At 66.8% G+C, this 15,458-nt stretch carries 15 protein-coding genes and 1 pseudogene; 10 read left to right on the forward strand and 6 right to left on the reverse strand.

Going from position 1 to position 15,458, the window contains the following annotated elements:
- Positions 1–276, forward strand: a 276-nt coding sequence (locus GRB80_RS10990; RefSeq protein WP_272922908.1) for a pyruvate kinase alpha/beta domain-containing protein, incomplete at its 5' end; no start/stop codon positions are given.
- Positions 277–280: 4 nt separating this feature from the next.
- Positions 281–772, forward strand: a complete 492-nt coding sequence (locus GRB80_RS10995) for a methylglyoxal synthase (protein ID WP_132042179.1) — start codon at positions 281–283, stop codon at positions 770–772.
- Between the two features lie 31 nt (positions 773–803).
- On the opposite strand, the gene GRB80_RS11000 is transcribed toward GRB80_RS10995, so the two are convergent.
- Together GRB80_RS11000 and GRB80_RS11005 are read right to left on the reverse strand one after the other, a co-directional pair.
- Positions 804–1,196 (reverse strand): fluoride efflux transporter FluC, encoded by a 393-nt coding sequence (locus GRB80_RS11000; RefSeq protein WP_132042180.1) that lies wholly within the window; start codon positions 1,194–1,196, stop codon positions 804–806.
- Entirely contained in the window at positions 1,193–1,573 is a 381-nt protein-coding gene (locus tag GRB80_RS11005) for a fluoride efflux transporter FluC (protein ID WP_161423615.1), read from the reverse strand. The genes GRB80_RS11000 and GRB80_RS11005 overlap by 4 nt, the downstream gene beginning before the upstream one ends.
- A 241-nt stretch (positions 1,574–1,814) precedes the next feature.
- Between GRB80_RS11005 and GRB80_RS11010 the strand changes: the two genes are divergently transcribed.
- Complete coding sequence (locus tag GRB80_RS11010) at positions 1,815–4,187, forward strand: mechanosensitive ion channel domain-containing protein (protein WP_161423616.1); 2,373 nt, start codon at positions 1,815–1,817, stop codon at positions 4,185–4,187.
- A 339-nt stretch (positions 4,188–4,526) separates the two neighbouring features.
- Here the strand turns inward: GRB80_RS11010 and GRB80_RS11015 are convergent, their stop codons facing one another.
- Genes GRB80_RS11015 through hemC form a run of 4 tightly spaced genes read right to left on the reverse strand, consistent with a single transcriptional unit; the run spans position 4,527 to position 8,938 of the window.
- Positions 4,527–5,783, reverse strand: a complete 1,257-nt coding sequence (locus tag GRB80_RS11015; protein WP_132042183.1) for a heme biosynthesis HemY N-terminal domain-containing protein — start codon at positions 5,781–5,783, stop codon at positions 4,527–4,529.
- Complete coding sequence (locus GRB80_RS11020; protein ID WP_161423617.1) at positions 5,780–7,192, reverse strand: uroporphyrinogen-III C-methyltransferase; 1,413 nt, start codon at positions 7,190–7,192, stop codon at positions 5,780–5,782. Before GRB80_RS11020 ends, GRB80_RS11015 begins: the two co-directional genes overlap by 4 nt.
- A gap of 7 nt (positions 7,193–7,199) precedes the next feature.
- Positions 7,200–7,997 carry a uroporphyrinogen-III synthase gene (locus tag GRB80_RS11025; protein ID WP_161423618.1) on the reverse strand — a complete coding sequence of 266 codons (798 nt, stop codon included), beginning with the start codon at positions 7,995–7,997 and terminating at the stop codon, positions 7,200–7,202.
- Positions 7,997–8,938, reverse strand: coding sequence for a hydroxymethylbilane synthase (hemC, locus tag GRB80_RS11030; RefSeq protein ID WP_132042186.1), 942 nt, complete (start codon positions 8,936–8,938; stop codon positions 7,997–7,999). The genes GRB80_RS11025 and hemC overlap by 1 nt, the downstream gene beginning before the upstream one ends.
- Before the next feature lie 276 nt (positions 8,939–9,214).
- On the opposite strand from hemC, the gene argH reads away from it, so the two are divergent.
- The 7 genes and pseudogenes from argH (at position 9,215) to GRB80_RS11065 (ending at position 15,372) form a co-directional block, all read left to right on the forward strand.
- The gene (argH, locus tag GRB80_RS11035; RefSeq protein ID WP_132042187.1) at positions 9,215–10,633 is read left to right on the forward strand and encodes an argininosuccinate lyase; all 1,419 of its coding nucleotides are present in this window, start codon (positions 9,215–9,217) and stop codon (positions 10,631–10,633) included.
- A pseudogene (gene lptM / locus GRB80_RS16380) lies at positions 10,633–10,749 on the forward strand (LPS translocon maturation chaperone LptM); the annotation flags it as partial. The gene argH and the pseudogene lptM, both read left to right, overlap by 1 nt.
- Before the next feature lie 86 nt (positions 10,750–10,835).
- Complete coding sequence (gene lysA / locus GRB80_RS11045) at positions 10,836–12,122, forward strand: diaminopimelate decarboxylase (protein ID WP_161423620.1); 1,287 nt, start codon at positions 10,836–10,838, stop codon at positions 12,120–12,122.
- Entirely contained in the window at positions 12,122–12,970 is an 849-nt protein-coding gene (gene dapF, locus GRB80_RS11050) for a diaminopimelate epimerase (RefSeq protein WP_161423621.1), read from the forward strand. The genes lysA and dapF overlap by 1 nt, the downstream gene beginning before the upstream one ends.
- A gap of 41 nt (positions 12,971–13,011) precedes the next feature.
- A complete protein-coding gene (locus GRB80_RS11055; protein WP_132042191.1) occupies positions 13,012–13,728 on the forward strand; it encodes a DUF484 family protein in 717 nt (238 codons plus the stop codon).
- Complete coding sequence (locus GRB80_RS11060; RefSeq protein WP_161423622.1) at positions 13,721–14,638, forward strand: tyrosine recombinase XerC; 918 nt, start codon at positions 13,721–13,723, stop codon at positions 14,636–14,638. Before GRB80_RS11055 ends, GRB80_RS11060 begins: the two co-directional genes overlap by 8 nt.
- Positions 14,635–15,372 carry an HAD family hydrolase gene (locus GRB80_RS11065; RefSeq protein WP_132042193.1) on the forward strand — a complete coding sequence of 246 codons (738 nt, stop codon included), beginning with the start codon at positions 14,635–14,637 and terminating at the stop codon, positions 15,370–15,372. Before GRB80_RS11060 ends, GRB80_RS11065 begins: the two co-directional genes overlap by 4 nt.
- Positions 15,373–15,458 lie beyond the last annotated feature (86 nt).

Here is a 15,458-nt window from a genome sequence, read left to right on the forward strand (position 1 = left end):
TACACGCCGCTGATCGCCTCGCGCATCCGTTCCGGGCTGCCGATCATCGGCCTGGCCCACAGCGCCATCGCCCAGCGGCGCATGGCACTCTATCGCGGCGTGGTCTCGCTACCCTTCGACACCAGCGCGATGACGGCCGAGGAGCTCAACGACCGCGCCCTGGCGCTGCTGGTGGAGAAGGGCATCGCCGAGCCGGGAGATCATGTGATGCTCACACGGGGCGACGAGATGAATGCCCATGGCGGCACCAATACGTTGAAGATTCTGGGGGTATAGACCAATGAACCACCCACGCCCCAATCGCAATGTCACGCGCACTCTCCCGGCACGCAAGCGCATCGCCCTGATCGCCCACGACGGGAAGAAGGCGGAGCTGCTGGAGTGGGCCGAGCGCTGGCGCGAGACACTGGCTCATCATGAGCTGATCGGCACCGGCACCACGGCCAGCCGGGTGTCGAAGGCACTCGAGTTGCCGGTTCGGGGACTGATGAGCGGCCCTCTCGGCGGTGACCAGCAGATCGGTGCCCTGATCACCGAGCAGAAGCTCGATCTGTTGGTCTTCTTCTGGGATCCCTTCTCGCCCCAGCCCCACGACCCCGACGTCAAGGCACTGCTGCGCCTGGCGGCACTCTGGAACGTCCCGGTGGCCTGCAACGCCGCCAGCGCCGACTTTATGATCAGCTCACCCTGGCTCGACCAGAACTACACGATGAATATTCCCGATGCCGGCGCCTGGGTCTCGGGCCGCATCTCCCCTCAGGACGACCAGTGAAGCCGCCACCTTAAAGGGCTGCCGAGCCCCGCTACTCCAGCAGCGTGGCCAGCCTCCTTCCGCCAAGATGGCCGACCCAGGCGGCACTCAGCCACCCGGCGAGACTCAGCGCCACATACACCAGGGCCATCGCGAGGTGACCCTGGCTCAACATGGCGAGAGTCTCCAGACCAAACAGCGAGAAGGTAGTAAAGCCCCCGCAGAAGCCGGCGATCAGCAAGGGCTGACAGCGCGACACTCGACCATGAGGGCGGCCCGCGGCGTAGGCGGCAAGCAGGGTGATCAGCCCCGAGCCTGCCAGGTTCACGACCAGGGTCGCCCAGGGAAAGCCGGGGGCTGCCATCCATACGCCTATCTGAAAGCGCGCCAGGCTGCCCAGCCCACTACCCAGGCCGACGGCCGCATAGGCCCGCCAGTTGCTCACGCCAGGCCTCCCGCAAGCCAGGCACCCAACACCAGGGCGGCAAGCCCCATGACCAGGGTCGCCGCCATGTAACCCATGGCCACGGCGCCCTGCCCCTGCTGCCATAGCGACAGCGTCTGCAGGCTGAGAGATGACACCGTGGTATAGCCGCCCAGCAGCCCCGTACCCAGCAGTGCCCAGGCCCCGGAGGGCGACCCCTCGGCAGGGAAGCCAAGCCAGCCAACCAGTAGACCCATGGTCAGAGCGCCACTGAGATTCACCACCAGGGTGCCCCAGGGCAGGCGCGAACCCAACTTCCCTGCCACGGCGTCACCGAGAGCGAGCCGCAGCATGCCGCCCAGGGCCCCACCCATCAGCACCGACAGCGCGTCCAGCATGCCTGGCTATCTCCCGAGAACGAAAAATGCCACCCAAAGGTGGCGAAAGAGTATCGCATGCTTGCCGTGGTGGCAGCAGAACCGCCACCACGGCAAAGATGACACATCAAACCACCCATGTACAATGGCTGTACATGAAATGCCATCAACGACACCGGACTCGTGGCCTTATGCCAAAGTCCGTATCATGGCCTGACAACGTCAATATACCGCCCACACGCCAAGAGATGGAGGTCACAGCGTGAACCCCAAGCGAGCCCTACCCCTGATGCTCGGCTGGCTGTTGCTGGCACTGCTGGTGCTGGCAACTCCCGCCCAGGCACAGCAGGCGAGCGGTAGCAGTGAGCCACCCGCCTACTCGACCCTGGCCGACCTGCTCGAGAACCAGGAGACCCGACAGGAGCTGATCGATCAACTACGCGGCATGGCCGGCGACGTGGCCGAATCGGCCCCTGGCGAAGCCGCCAGCGCCGCCCCCTCGCTGCCACGCCAGCTGGCAGAGCTGACCAGCCGTGTCGCCAGCGATATCGGCAGCCAGCTCGAGGCCATCGCCTCGGCCATCGGCGGCATGTTCGCGAGCGACCTGGAAAGCACCTTCGACATGGGGGTCTTTATCAGCGCCGCCGTCAACCTGGGCCTGGTGATCCTGGCGACCTTCGTGCTGTTCATCGTCGTGCGACGCCTGGCCAGGCCACTATTCACCGGCATCAGCCAGTGGTCGCTGAACGGCCGCGGCCTCACCCCGATTCTGCGCCTGATCATCTGCGTGGCACTGGCCGCCGTGGTCGATGTGCTGATCGTGTCTCTCGCCTACCTGGGCGGCAACCTGATCGCCACCTTCGCCATCGGCCAGACCGGCGAGCTCTCCACCCAGGCCTCGTTGTTCCTCAACGCCTTCCTGGTGATCGAGCTGCTCAAGGCCGGGGTGCGCATGCTGTTTGCCTCACGCTACGACGGCCTCCGGCTATTGCCCATCTCCTCGGAAGAGGCCGCCTACTGGAATCGCTGGATCGCCCGGCTAATCGGCCTGGTCGGCTACGGGCTGATGGTCGTGGTACCACTGGTTACCGCCTATCTGTCACCGGCGGTCGGCAAGGGCCTGGGTACCCTGATCATGGTCGGTGCCTTTCTGTATGCGGTGGTGGTGGTACTCAAGAATCGCAAGCGTCTGCGTGACGCCTTCAATGCCAAGGCTCACCAGACCACCATGGCCGCCAGCCGCGTCTCGCTACAGCTGTTCGCACGCACCTGGCACCTCTTTGCCCTGGCCTACTTCACCATGGTGCTGGTGCTGACCCTGACACGCCCCGAAGATGCCCTGCCCTTTGTGCTCTTCGCCACCCTGAAGACCATCGGCGCCGTGGTGGTGGGTCTGCTGCTCTCCAGCTTCCTGACTCAGACCATCGGGCGTCGCATCCGCCTCTCCGATGATCTGCGCCGCAAGCTGCCGCTGCTCGAACCACGCCTCAACAGCTATGTGCCCAATGCCCTGCGGGTGATCCGCACCGTCATCGTGGTGCTGATCATCATGGTGGTGCTCAACGCCTGGGGCGCCTTCGATCTTGCCGCCTGGTATGCCTCGGAGGTGGGCCGCAACCTGGTCGGCAAGCTGGTCAGCGTGGCAACGATCCTGGCCATCGCGCTCATGGTGTGGCTGGCGCTGGCCAGCCTGATCGAGCACAAGCTCAACCCCGATACCGGTGGCGGCATGCCCTCGGCGCGTGCCCAGACGCTGCTGTCACTGTTCCGCAACGCCCTGGCCATCGCCCTGGTGACCATGACGGCGATGATCGTGCTGGCCGAGATCGGTATCAATATCGGCCCGCTGATTGCGGGTGCCGGGGTACTGGGCCTGGCCATCGGTTTCGGCGCCCAGAAGCTGGTTCAGGACATCATTACCGGCATCTTCATCCAGGTGGAAAACGCCATGAACACCGGTGACGTGGTCACGGTGGGCGGCATCACGGGTACCGCCGAGAAGCTCAACATCCGCTCGGTGGGCATTCGCGACCTCTCGGGCACCTACCACCTGGTACCCTTCTCCAGCGTCGATACCGTCTCCAACTACATGCGCGGCTTCGGCAATCATGTCGGCGAGTACGGTATCGCCTATCGTGAGAATATCGATGCTGCCATCGAGCAGCTGCAGCTCGCCTTCGAGGACCTCAAGGCCAGCGACGAGCACGGCCGCAAGCTGCTGGCTCCCCTCGATGTCGCCGGCGTCATCGCCCTGGCCGACAGCTCGGTCAATATCCGGGTGATCATCAAGACCACTCCCGGCGATCAGTGGGCCGTGGGCCGCGCCTACAATCGCCTGGTCAAGCTACGCTTCGACGAGGCCGGCATCGAGATTCCCTTCCCGCATACCACGCTCTACTTCGGGCAGGACAAGGCCGGTTCCGCACCGCCCGCCAACCTGCGCGTCATGCAGCAGGACTTCACCATCGACGGCAGCCCGGCCGGGCAGCCCAAGTTCGACGGCGGAGCCACCGATGACCGCTTCATCCCTGACCGGAAAGGCGCCAACTCGGCGAGCAAGCGCATCAATCCGCGTCATGAGCAGGTGGACCCCGAGAACAGGAAGCCCAGCGGCGGCGATGTCGATGAGCCCTGAGCTCGGTGCGACCGTTCATGTGTAGCATGGCCGCGGGGCCGCCTTCGGGCGGCCCCCCTTTTTTCGGCTCCTGACAGACTGATGTAGGGCGCTTTCACTGAATGAGGGCGCTCCGGCTCTTCATCGCTCATCACAACCGACGGCCGCAGCTCCTCATGGCAATCGCTCGGGATCAGACAACGTCATCCAGGCGCCGGTCGACACCACTCGCTCGTGGCATCGACCTCCTGCAAGACAGCACCACACTGCTGGCGGAAGCCCTTTCGGTGCTCGTCGATAGCCCCAGAAACGCGAAGGGGGCGCCGAAGCGCCCCCTTCCGTCATGCAGAAGACCAGCCGTCAGGAGGCCTTCTTCACCTGCTTCTCATCGAGCACATCCTTGTCCTCGCTGGGCTGGGGCAACGAGGGAAGCGACTTGTCGAGCAACTCGACGCTCTGGCGATAGTAGAGCTGGCTCTTCTGATGCTCGCCCAGGTTGGCGAAGAGCCGTGCCAGCTCGGCACACACCACACCGCTCGGACGCTGGCGCTGGCTCGCCTCGAAATACTCCTGGGCCTTGCCCCAGTAGGCGTTGCGCAGCGCCAGACGCCCCAGGGTCAGCAGCAGGTCGGGGTCGTTGGGTCGCTCCTTCAACCACTGCTCGGCGGTGACCAGCTGACGGGACGCATCCACATCGAGCAGGCCATAGCGAAGGACCAGACGACTGTCCCAGTTCTCCTTGAGGGAGTGACGCAGCAGGCGCTCGGCGATGGGCTCCTGGCCGCCGTGCACCAGCGCCTCGGTATAGAGCACGATCAGCTCGACGTCGCCACGCAGATGGTCAGGCATATCCGCCCACAGGCTGCGCACCGCCTCGATATCGCTGCCCTCGCGGGCTTCACGCACGATCAACTCGCGATAGGCACGCCGCTCGAGCTGGTCGCGCTCCTCCGGAGAGATCAGCCGCTGGGCGCCCAGGCGCGGCATCAGGCGACGTAGCCCATCCCAGTCGCTGACGCTGAGGTACGCCTGCTTGAGCTGCTTGAGCACCTGGGGATGGTTGGGCAGCTGACGGTCGAGCCGGGTCAGGATGGCCAGCGCCTCCTCATACTGCTGACGGTCAAGCAGCAGCTGGGCCTGCACCAGCCCCACGGCGCTATCGGCGCCCTCGGTGCTGAGATGAGCACGCTTGAGCAGGGTATCGGCCTGCTCGAAGCGACCCTGATAATGGGCCGCCAGCGCCGCGGAGAGATAGTTGACCAGCGGCGTGCTGGAGTCGTCCGCCGACTTGACCAGCGACTTCTCGGCCTTCTTCCAGCGACCTTCGGCCAGCGCCACCAGGCCACGCACGGTGCGCTTCATGGCGGAGCGATGCCGCGAACGGTTGTTCCAGACCTTGAAGCGGGAGACCGGGCGCGACAGGCGCATCAGCAGGCGCAGCGCGAAGTGCAGCACCAGGAAAGCCGCCAGCAGGAGCACCAGCCCGAACCAGAAGGAGGTCTGGAAGGAGGTATCTCCCACCCGGACCAGCCAGTAGCCGGGCACCGACATCATCAACTGTCCGAACAGTGCACCAATGGCCAGGCCTATGACGATGATCAGTATCAGCTTTCTCATGCCTCATCTCCCTGGCGCGACTCGAAGCGGCGCTCGATGAAGGTGGCCAGAGCCTGCTGGGAGCCGCTGATGTCGGGCAGCTCGGGACGAACCGCCTTGCCCTTCAGCTCACGCAGACGCGCGAGCACCGACTGCACACCGCTGTCATCGGTATCGTAGTAGCCTTCGATCAGGGTGATGGCCTTGTCCAGGCTGGCCTCGAAAAGCGTTTCGTCTTCCTTGAGCAGGGCCAGCTGGGCCTGCTCGATCACCAGGCGTACGCTCTGACGCAGGTAGGACTCCTGCTCCGGCGAGATCAGCGCCTCCAGGGCCTCATCATGCTTGCGCACGGTGACCAGGCTCTTCAGCTCCTGGCCGAAGCTCGAAAGCTGCTGCTGCCAGGAGCCCGTCGGCGCCTCCTCCATGCTGGAGCTGGCGGTGATCTCGTCGATGTCCTGGGACAGCGGACGCCCGGCGATCTGCTCCTGCTGGGCATTGAGCGTCAGCCACAGCCCGGTGCGGTCCACCTGGGGTACTGCCTCCAGACCGGAGAGCTCATTGGCGATCTCGCGACGCACCGGCACCAGCGCCGGGTTGTCGGCCTCCTTGAGGCGCGCGTCGGCGGTGCGCAGCAGCGCGGCTGCACCCTGCACATCACGCTCCAGCTGGAGGCGCTGATTGGCCAGGCGCAGCAGATAGGCCGCCTCGGCATGCAGCCAGTCACGCTCGTCGGTCTGCTGCTCGCTGGAAAGCTCGGCCAATACGCGGTCGAGGGTCTCGTTGACCTCGCCGCGGTAGTCGGAGAACTTGCCCTCGAGCGACGATACGGCCTCCTCGAGGCTCGCCTGACGCTCGCTTTCGGCCTCTTCGAAGCGCGACTGCAGCTGATTCAGGTCACCAGTGGTAGCGGCCTGACTGGTCCGGGACTCCAGCTCGGCGAGGCGCGCCTGCTGGGCATCCAGCTTCTGCCACGCCTGCCAGCCGAACAGCCCAGCAGCGATGGCCAGCAGGATCACCAGCACGATCGCGACCACGCCGGCCTTGCCCCCCTTGCCGTCACCACTGCCGCCGGTGCCGATGGGCGTACCAGCCTTGGCACCCCCTCCACCGGGCTGGGGCTTGCCGGCCTTGGTGGAAGATGCCTCGTTCTTGCCGGCGGCAGGCTTTCGGTCGGTCGATTTGCCGGCCTCCGGCTTGCTGCCCGACGCGCCCTCCGGGGCTTGATCGGAAGCGGGCGACTCGACGGACGCCTGGCCCGAGGCGGGCTTGACGGCCTCGCTCCTGCCACCGCCAGCCTGATTCGACTTGTCATGCCGGCGTGAGCGGCGCTTGCCGGAGCCATTGCTCCTGCTGGCCTCGTCACTCGAGGTCGCCGACCGTGCGCCGTCAGACGCCTTCTGTTCTTCCTGCTCGTGTGGTTGCTTGCTCATCTTGTCGCTAGCCCTTTTCGAGATCGTCTTGATCGACATCGGCTTCCTGCGAGTCACAGGCATTGGACACGGCCGCCGCCAGTGCCGTCGGGGTGGCGCCACGCGCCACGACGGGGTCACGAAACCCCAGCTTGCCAGCCAGTGTAGCCAACCGGGCGCTGGAAACGATTAGCGGTTGGTTCAAGGCGGCGCCTGCACACCATCTTGCCAGATAATCGAGGATTTCTCCGCTGCTGACCACCAGTGCGCGGAAGTGGCCCGTGGCCAGGCACTCTGCCATGGCCGGCTCGGGGGGTTGGAGGGTGCGTCGATAGACGGCCAGACGCGTCACCCGAGCCCCCCGTGCGGCGAGTGTTTCTGCAAACAGGGTACGTCCGCCTTCGCCGGCCACCAGCAGCACCTTCTCATGGTCGAGCGCGCGCAGAGAGCCCAGGGTGAGCAGCGCCTCGCTGGTATCCTCGCCGGCGATCGCCGGGGGCACATGGACCCGCACACCGAGTCGCTCATGCAGCACGGCGGCGGTCGCCGCCCCCACGGCATAGTAGTCGATGCCCACCGGCAGCTGGGGCCAGAAGCGGTCCAGCGCCTCGGCGAGGCACTCGGCGGCGAAGGGGCTGACCACCATCACGCGTCGGAACTGATCGAAATCGAGCCAGGCCGCACGCTGTTCGGAGGTCTCGGGCAGCGCCTCGACGCTCATCGCCTCGAAGCGCGCGACCGGCAGGCCATAGGCGGCGATCGCGGCGGCCAGCACGGCGCCGCGCTCTCCGGGACGCGTGATTACCACCCGCGGCTGAGTCTCCATCAACCGGCGCCGTAAACCTCGGCGAGGATCTCTCCGGCGCCCATCTCCAGCAACTCCTCGGCGACCCGGATGCCCAGCGCCTCGGGTTCATGAATCGAGCCGCGCCCCTCGGTACGCAGCACGCGAGCCCCATCCGGGGTTCCGACCAGGGCGCGTAACCACAGGGTCTGGCCGTCGTTCTCGAACACCGCATGACCACCGATCGGCACCTGGCACCCTCCTTCGAGACGAGTGTTCATGGCCCGCTCGGCACGTACCCGAGTGGCGGTATCGGGATCATCCAGCGGTGCCAGCAGGCTGATCAACTCTGGATCATGAAGGCGGCACTCGATGCCCAGCGCGCCCTGGCCACAGGCCGGCAGGCAGACCTCGGGGGGCAGCTCCTGTGCGATACGCTCGCCCAGATTCAGGCGACGCAGTCCGGAGGTGGCCAGAATGATGGCATCGAAATCGCCGGCATCGAGCTTGCCCAGGCGAGTCTGGACGTTGCCACGCAGGCTGAGGATCTCGAGGTCGGGACGCGCCTCCCTGACCTGCAGGCCGCGGCGCAGGCTGGAGGTGCCCACGCGCGCGCCTTCCGGCAGCTCGTCGAAGCTGGCGTAGTGGTTGGAGACGAAGGCGTCGGTCGCCTCCGCACCGGCCAGAATCACCGAAAGGCCCAGCCCCTCGGGGAAGTTCATGGGCACATCCTTCATGGAGTGCACCGCGATATCGGCTCGCCCGTCGAGCATCGCCTCCTCGAGCTCCTTCACGAAGAGCCCCTTGCCCCCCACCTTGGCCAGCGGGGTATCGAGGATCTTGTCGCCGCGGGTGGACATCGCGACCAGTTCCACCTCGAGGCCAGGATGAAGGGCCAGTAGCCGGTCGCGGACATATTCGGCCTGCCACATGGCCAGTTGACTCTTGCGCGTGGCGATGCGCAGCTTGGTGATGGATTGCACGAAGTTCTCCCTGTGCCGGCACCCTCGCTGGCATCGAGCCAGGCAGGCATACGGCGAAGTTGACATGCATGACGCACGATGGGACCCATCATAACAAGCCCCCAGCCGGAGAGGAAAAATCCCCAGCCCGTGCGGCTCCGCTGCCCTGTCGGCGAAGGGCGCCCCCTCGGCGACTCTGGTACACTCCTGGCATGTCGCGCCTGCCGCCGCGAGACCGGCGGCCGCAGGGGGTCCACCCCCAGTCAACCGCAACCCGTCATGCAGGATCCCGAACCGATGACCTCGAACTCTTCCAACTCCGGCACCAACCAGTCCTGGGGAGGCCGCTTCAGCGAGCCAACCGACGCCTTCGTCGCCCGCTTCACCGCCTCGGAGTCGTTCGACCGCCGCCTGGCCTTCCACGATATCCAGGGCTCCATCGCCCACGCCACCATGCTGGCCCGGGTCGGCGTGCTCAGCGAGAACGAGCGCGATGCCATCATCAACGGCCTGGACGAGGTGCGCAGCGAGATCGAGCGCGGCGAGTTCCCGTGGTCCGTCGAGCTGGAAGATGTGCACATGAACATCGAGGCACGACTGACCGCGAAGATCGGCATCACCGGCAAGAAGCTGCATACCGGTCGCTCGCGCAACGATCAGGTCGCCACCGATATTCGCCTCTTCCTGCGTGACGAGATCGACCGGATCGCCATGGAGCTTGCCCGCCTGCGGACGGGGCTGATCGAGCTGGCCGATCGCGAGGCCGATACCATCATGCCGGGGTTTACCCATCTGCAGACGGCCCAGCCGGTGACCTTTGGCCACCATCTGCTCGCCTGGCAGGAGATGCTGGCCCGCGACCATGAGCGGCTGCTCGACTGCCGCAAGCGGGTCAACGTGCTACCCCTGGGCGCCGCGGCGCTGGCCGGCACCACCTACCCCATCGATCGCCATGTCAGCGCCGAGCTGCTCGGCTTCGAGCGCCCCGCCGAGAACAGCCTCGATGCGGTCAGCGATCGCGACTTCGCCATCGAGTTCACCGGCTTCGCCAGCCTGCTGCTGATGCATCTGTCGCGCATGAGCGAGGAGCTGGTGCTGTGGACCAGCGCCCAGTTCGACTTCATCGACCTCCCCGACCGCTTCTGCACCGGTTCCTCGATCATGCCCCAGAAGAAGAACCCTGACGTCCCGGAGCTGGTGCGCGGCAAGACCGGCCGTGTCTACGGCCATTTGATGGGCCTGCTGACCCTGATGAAGTCCCAGCCGCTGGCCTACAACAAGGACAACCAGGAGGACAAGGAGCCGCTGTTTGACGCCGTGGACACCGTCAAGGACTGCCTCAAGGCGTTCGCCGACATGGTGCCCGCCATCGAGCCGAAGAAGGCCAGCATGGCCGAGGCGGCCCGTCGCGGCTTCTCCACTGCCACCGACCTGGCCGACTACCTGGTGCGCAAGGGGGTCGCCTTCCGCGACGCCCACGAGATCGTCGGCCAGTCGGTGGCCTTCGGCCTGGCCGAGGGCAAGGACCTCTCGGAGATGACCCTCGACGAACTCAGGCAGTTCTCCGACACCATCGAGCAGGATGTCTTCGAGGTGTTGACCCTGGAGGGCTCGGTGGCGGCTCGCAACCATATCGGCGGCACCGCCCCCGATCAGGTGCGTGCCGCCGCCCAGCGGGCCCGTGATGCACTCTCGGCCCTTGCAGGAGGCGCCTGATGGGCCGCCTGGCTTTCTCTGCCCTGGTCTTGTTCCTGGCCCTGGGCCTGGCCGGTTGTGGCCAGAAGGGACCACTCTATCTGCCCGGTGACGAGCAGGCCGCCGAGCAGTACGGCCCCCGCGAGAGCCAGCAGACCAGCGATGCCCAGCAGGAGAGCACCGAGCGCGACCAGGACGCGCCTCAGGAGACGGAGGAATAGCCATGGACCACTTCAACTATCGCGACGGTGTGCTCTACGGCGAAGAGGTGCCGCTGAGCACCATCGCCGAGGCATTCGGGACGCCCTGCTATGTCTACTCCAAGGCCACCCTGACCCGCCACTTTCGCGCCTATACCGAGGCGCTGGGCAGCCATCCTCACCTGATCTGCTATGCGGTCAAGGCCAACTCCAACCTGGCGGTACTGGGTCTGCTCGCCCGCCTAGGCGCCGGCTTCGATATCGTCTCGGTGGGCGAGCTGGAGCGGGTGCTGGCCGCGGGCGGCGACCCGGCCAAGGTGGTCTTCTCCGGCGTGGCCAAGCAGGAGGGCGAGATGGCCCGAGCGCTGGAGGTCGGCATCAAGTGCTTCAACGTCGAGTCACGCCCCGAGCTCGAGCGCCTCGACGCGGTCGCCGGCCGGCTCGGCAAGGTGGCCCCGGTATCGCTGCGTGTCAATCCGGACGTGGATGCCGGCACCCACCCCTATATCTCCACCGGGCTCAAGGACAACAAGTTCGGCATCCCGGTCGACGAGGCGCTGGAGGTCTACGAGCTGGCCGCCAGGCTCCCCAACGTGCGCGTCACCGGCCTGGACTGCCATATCGGCTCCCAGCTCACCGAGCTGGCTCCCTTCCTCGATGCCCTGGACCGACTGCTGCTGCTGCTCGAGACCCTGCGCCAGCGCGGCATCGAAGTGGAGCACCTGGACCTCGGCGGCGGTCTCGGTGTGCCCTACCGCGACGAACAGCCCCCGGCGCCCTTCGACTACGCCACGGCCCTGCTCGAGCGCCTTTACGGCTGGGAAGGCAGCGAGGGGCTGACCCTGCTGTTCGAGCCGGGGCGCTCCATCGCGGCCAATGCCGGGGTGCTGCTGACTCGAGTGGAGTTTCTCAAGCCCGGCGAGACCAAGAACTTCGCCATCGTCGACGCCGCCATGAACGACCTGATCCGCCCCGCACTCTATCAGGCGTGGCAGGCCATTCTGCCGGTGGACACGCGCCATCCGCGGCCCAGCGACACTTACGACGTGGTCGGCCCGGTGTGCGAGACGGGCGACTTCCTGGGCAAGGAGCGCACACTTGCCATCGCCCCTGGCGACCTGCTGGCGGTGCGCTCGGCCGGCGCCTACGGCTTCGTGATGGCCTCGAACTACAACAGCCGCCCGCGCCCCGCCGAGGTGATGGTGGACGGCGACCGGAGCCATCTGGTGCGCCGCCGCGAGCGACTCGATGAGCTGTGGTCGGGTGAGGCCCTGTTACCGGACGACACCGGGTCGGAGGGCGGGCACTGATGCTGCTGCACTTCACCAAGATGCATGGCCTCGGCAACGACTTCATGATGGTCGACCTGGTGACCCAGCGTGCCCGCTTCACTGACGACCAGGTCCGCCGCCTGGCCGACCGCCGCTTCGGTGTCGGCTTCGACCAGCTGCTGGTGGTCGAGCCACCCCGGGATCCCGACATGGATTTCCGCTACCGCATCTACAACGCCGACGGCAGCGAGGTGGAGAACTGTGGCAACGGCGCGCGCTGCTTCGCCCGCTTCGTGCGCGACCAGCGCCTCACCCACAAGCGCGAGATCCATGTGGAGACCGCCGGCGGCCCCCTGGTGCTGAAGGTGGAGGAGGATGGCCGCATTCGCGTCGACATGGGGGAGCCCCGCTTCGCCCCGGCGTCGCTACCCTTTACGCCTGAGCCCTTCGAGGGCGACACGGACCGGGTGCTGCACCGCCTCGAGGTGAACGGTGAGTCCGTCGAGCTGGGGGTGGTCTCCATGGGCAATCCCCATGCGGTCATGCGAGTCGATGCTGTCGACGAGGCGCCCGTCGAGCGCCTCGGCCCGGCCATCGAGGCTCATCCGCGCTTTCCCAGGCGAGTCAATGTCGGCTTCATGCAGGTGGTGTCCCCCCACGAGATCCGCCTGCGGGTCTACGAGCGAGGCAGCGGGGAGACTCTGGCCTGCGGCACCGGTGCCTGCGCCGCAGTGGCCAGCGGCATCCGCCAGGGCCTGCTGGAGAGCCCGGTGAGCGTTCACCTGCCGGGGGGCGAACTGACCATCGAGTGGCACGGCCCCGGCACGCCGCTAGCGATGACCGGTCCCGCCGAGCGCGTCTTCGATGGCCGCCTGCTGCTGTATTGACCGCGAACCATCCCGATCCCGCGCCAACCGAAGGAGATGGCATGTCACAAGCCGCACCAGAACCGCGCAAGACGCTCGACCCGGACCGGGTCGCCGAATGGTTGGCCATCCACCCCGACTTCTTCGTCGGGCGTGAGGGCCTGCTCCAGCAGCTCAAGGTTCCCCATCCCGAAGTGGGCGGTGCCACCTCACTGCTGGAGCGTCTGGTTCACGACCTTCGGGCCCGCGCCGAGAAGGCCGAAGACCGCCTGGAACAGCTGCTGGAGTCGGCGCGCCACAACGAGGCCCAGTATCGGCGCACCCGGGAGCTGGTCCTGGCGCTGGTAGCCGCCCAGGATCGTGACGCCCTGGGGCAGGCGCTCTCCACCCAGTTCAGCGAGCACTTCGCCACCCCCGCGGTAGCACTGTGGTGCCCGGCCAGCCTATCCGATGCCGAGCCACGCCCCCCACAGGCGCCACGCCAGGTGATCGACGAGCATGCCGGCTCACGCCTGGCGGGACTCCTCGATGGCCGTACCAGCCGCTGCGTTCGCCTGACACCCACCGACTGGAAACGCCTGCTGCCCCACACCAGCGCGCCGCGCCGCTCGGGCTCCGGTGCCATCACTCGGCTGAGCCTGGGTGAGCCCCTCGGCTACCTGATACTGGCCAGCCATGATCCGGACCACTTCCGCGCCAGCATGGATACCCTGTTTACCGAGTATGTGGGTGATGTGGTGGCACGACTGCTGATACGCCTCGGCCCCGACCATGCCTGAGCACGGGCCGCTCGCCGACGAGGTCGAGGTCTTTCTCGAGGGGCTGTCGCGCACCGCCAGCCCCGCGACTCTGGACGCCTATCGGCGCGACCTGGCCAATCTGCTCGCCTTCATGGACGAGCAGGCGATCACGGCATGGCAGCAGCTGGACGCCGCGCTGATGCGCCGCTTCCTGGGCGGTGAGCGCGCTCGTGGCCTGGGGCCACGTAGCCTGGCTCGTCGCCGTTCGGCCTGCTCGAAGCTCGCCGAGCACCTGCTTGCGGCGGGGCACCTCGACCACAACCCGGTGGCGCTGGTGCGCAGCCCGCGTCTGCCGCGACATCTGCCACGCCCGGTCGATGTGGACCGCCTGACGAGCTTTCTGGACACCCCCCACGATGGCTCGCCCCTGGCGATACGCGATCAGGCGATGCTCGAGCTCTTCTACTCCAGCGGCTTGCGCCTGGCCGAGCTGGCCGGGCTGGATCTGGACGACCTGCACGGCGAGCGTGTGCGGGTGCTGGGCAAGGGCAGCAAGCCACGCCAGACCCCGGTGGGGTCGCGTGCCCGCCAGGCCCTGGAGGCATGGCTGCAGATACGCATGAACATGGCGGTGCCTGGCGAGAGCGCGCTGTTCGTCAGCCAGCGTGGCGGTCGGCTGGGCCACCGCGCCATCCAGCAGCGCCTGGCGCTGGTGGCCCGGCACCGCGGGCTAGACGAACATCTACACCCGCATCGCCTGCGCCACTCCTTCGCCAGTCACCTGCTGGAGTCGAGCCAGGACCTGCGGGCCGTTCAGGAGCTGCTCGGCCACGCCAACCTCTCCACCACTCAGGTCTACACCCACCTCGACTGGCAGCATCTGGCGGCCAGCTACGACGCCGCTCACCCGCGAGCACGGCGCCGACCCAGCGATGAGACTCCGACATGAATCTAGAGGCGATCACCTTCGATCTGGATGACACCCTGTGGGACAACGGCGGCGTGATGCGTCGGACCGAGCAAGGACACTACAGCTGGCTCGATACGGCACTCGCCGAGTGGCAAGCCGTTGAGCCCGCCGGCCGCTTCGCCACCCGTTTCCCGCTGGATGCCTTGTTGGCACGCCGCCTGGCCCTGGCCACGGCCCACCCGCCACGACGCGGCGACTTCACCTGGCTTCGCCAGCGAGCACTGAGCGAGCTGCTCTCGGAGTACGGGCTGGCGCAGGAACATGCCGAGCATTGGGCCCGAAGAGCCATGGAGCGTTTCATGGAGCTTCGCCATGAGGTGGAGCCTCACCCGGAAGTGGAGCCTATGCTCGAGCAGCTGGGCAAGCACTACCGCCTGGCCAGCATCACCAACGGCAATGTCGAGGTGACTCGCCTGCCGCTGGGGCGCCACTTCCCGGTGACCGTTACCGCCGGCGAACTGCTCGCCCCCAAGCCCGACCCGCGCCCCTTCCTGCTGGCCCTGTCCCACCTCGGCACACATCCCGAGGGAGCGCTTCACGTGGGAGACTCCTGGGAGGAGGATGCCCTGCCCGCCCGCCGCCTGGGCATGCAGGCGGCCTGGATCGGCCCCGACGATCGCCCGATGCCCCACGGCATCCACCGCCTGGATCATGTCCGCGAGCTGCCGGCGCTGATCCAGTGGATGGAAAAGACCCGTAAGCGCACAGGATAAGCTGGAGGGGAGGTATGGAGAGTGCCTCCTCGGCGGCACGCTCCCCCCGGCGCTTGTTCAAGGGAGGCTCCGTCCTTTTCAAAGGA

This window comes from Halomonas icarae (genome assembly GCF_009901955.1).
Classification (GTDB): Bacteria; Pseudomonadota; Gammaproteobacteria; order Pseudomonadales; family Halomonadaceae; genus Halomonas; species Halomonas icarae.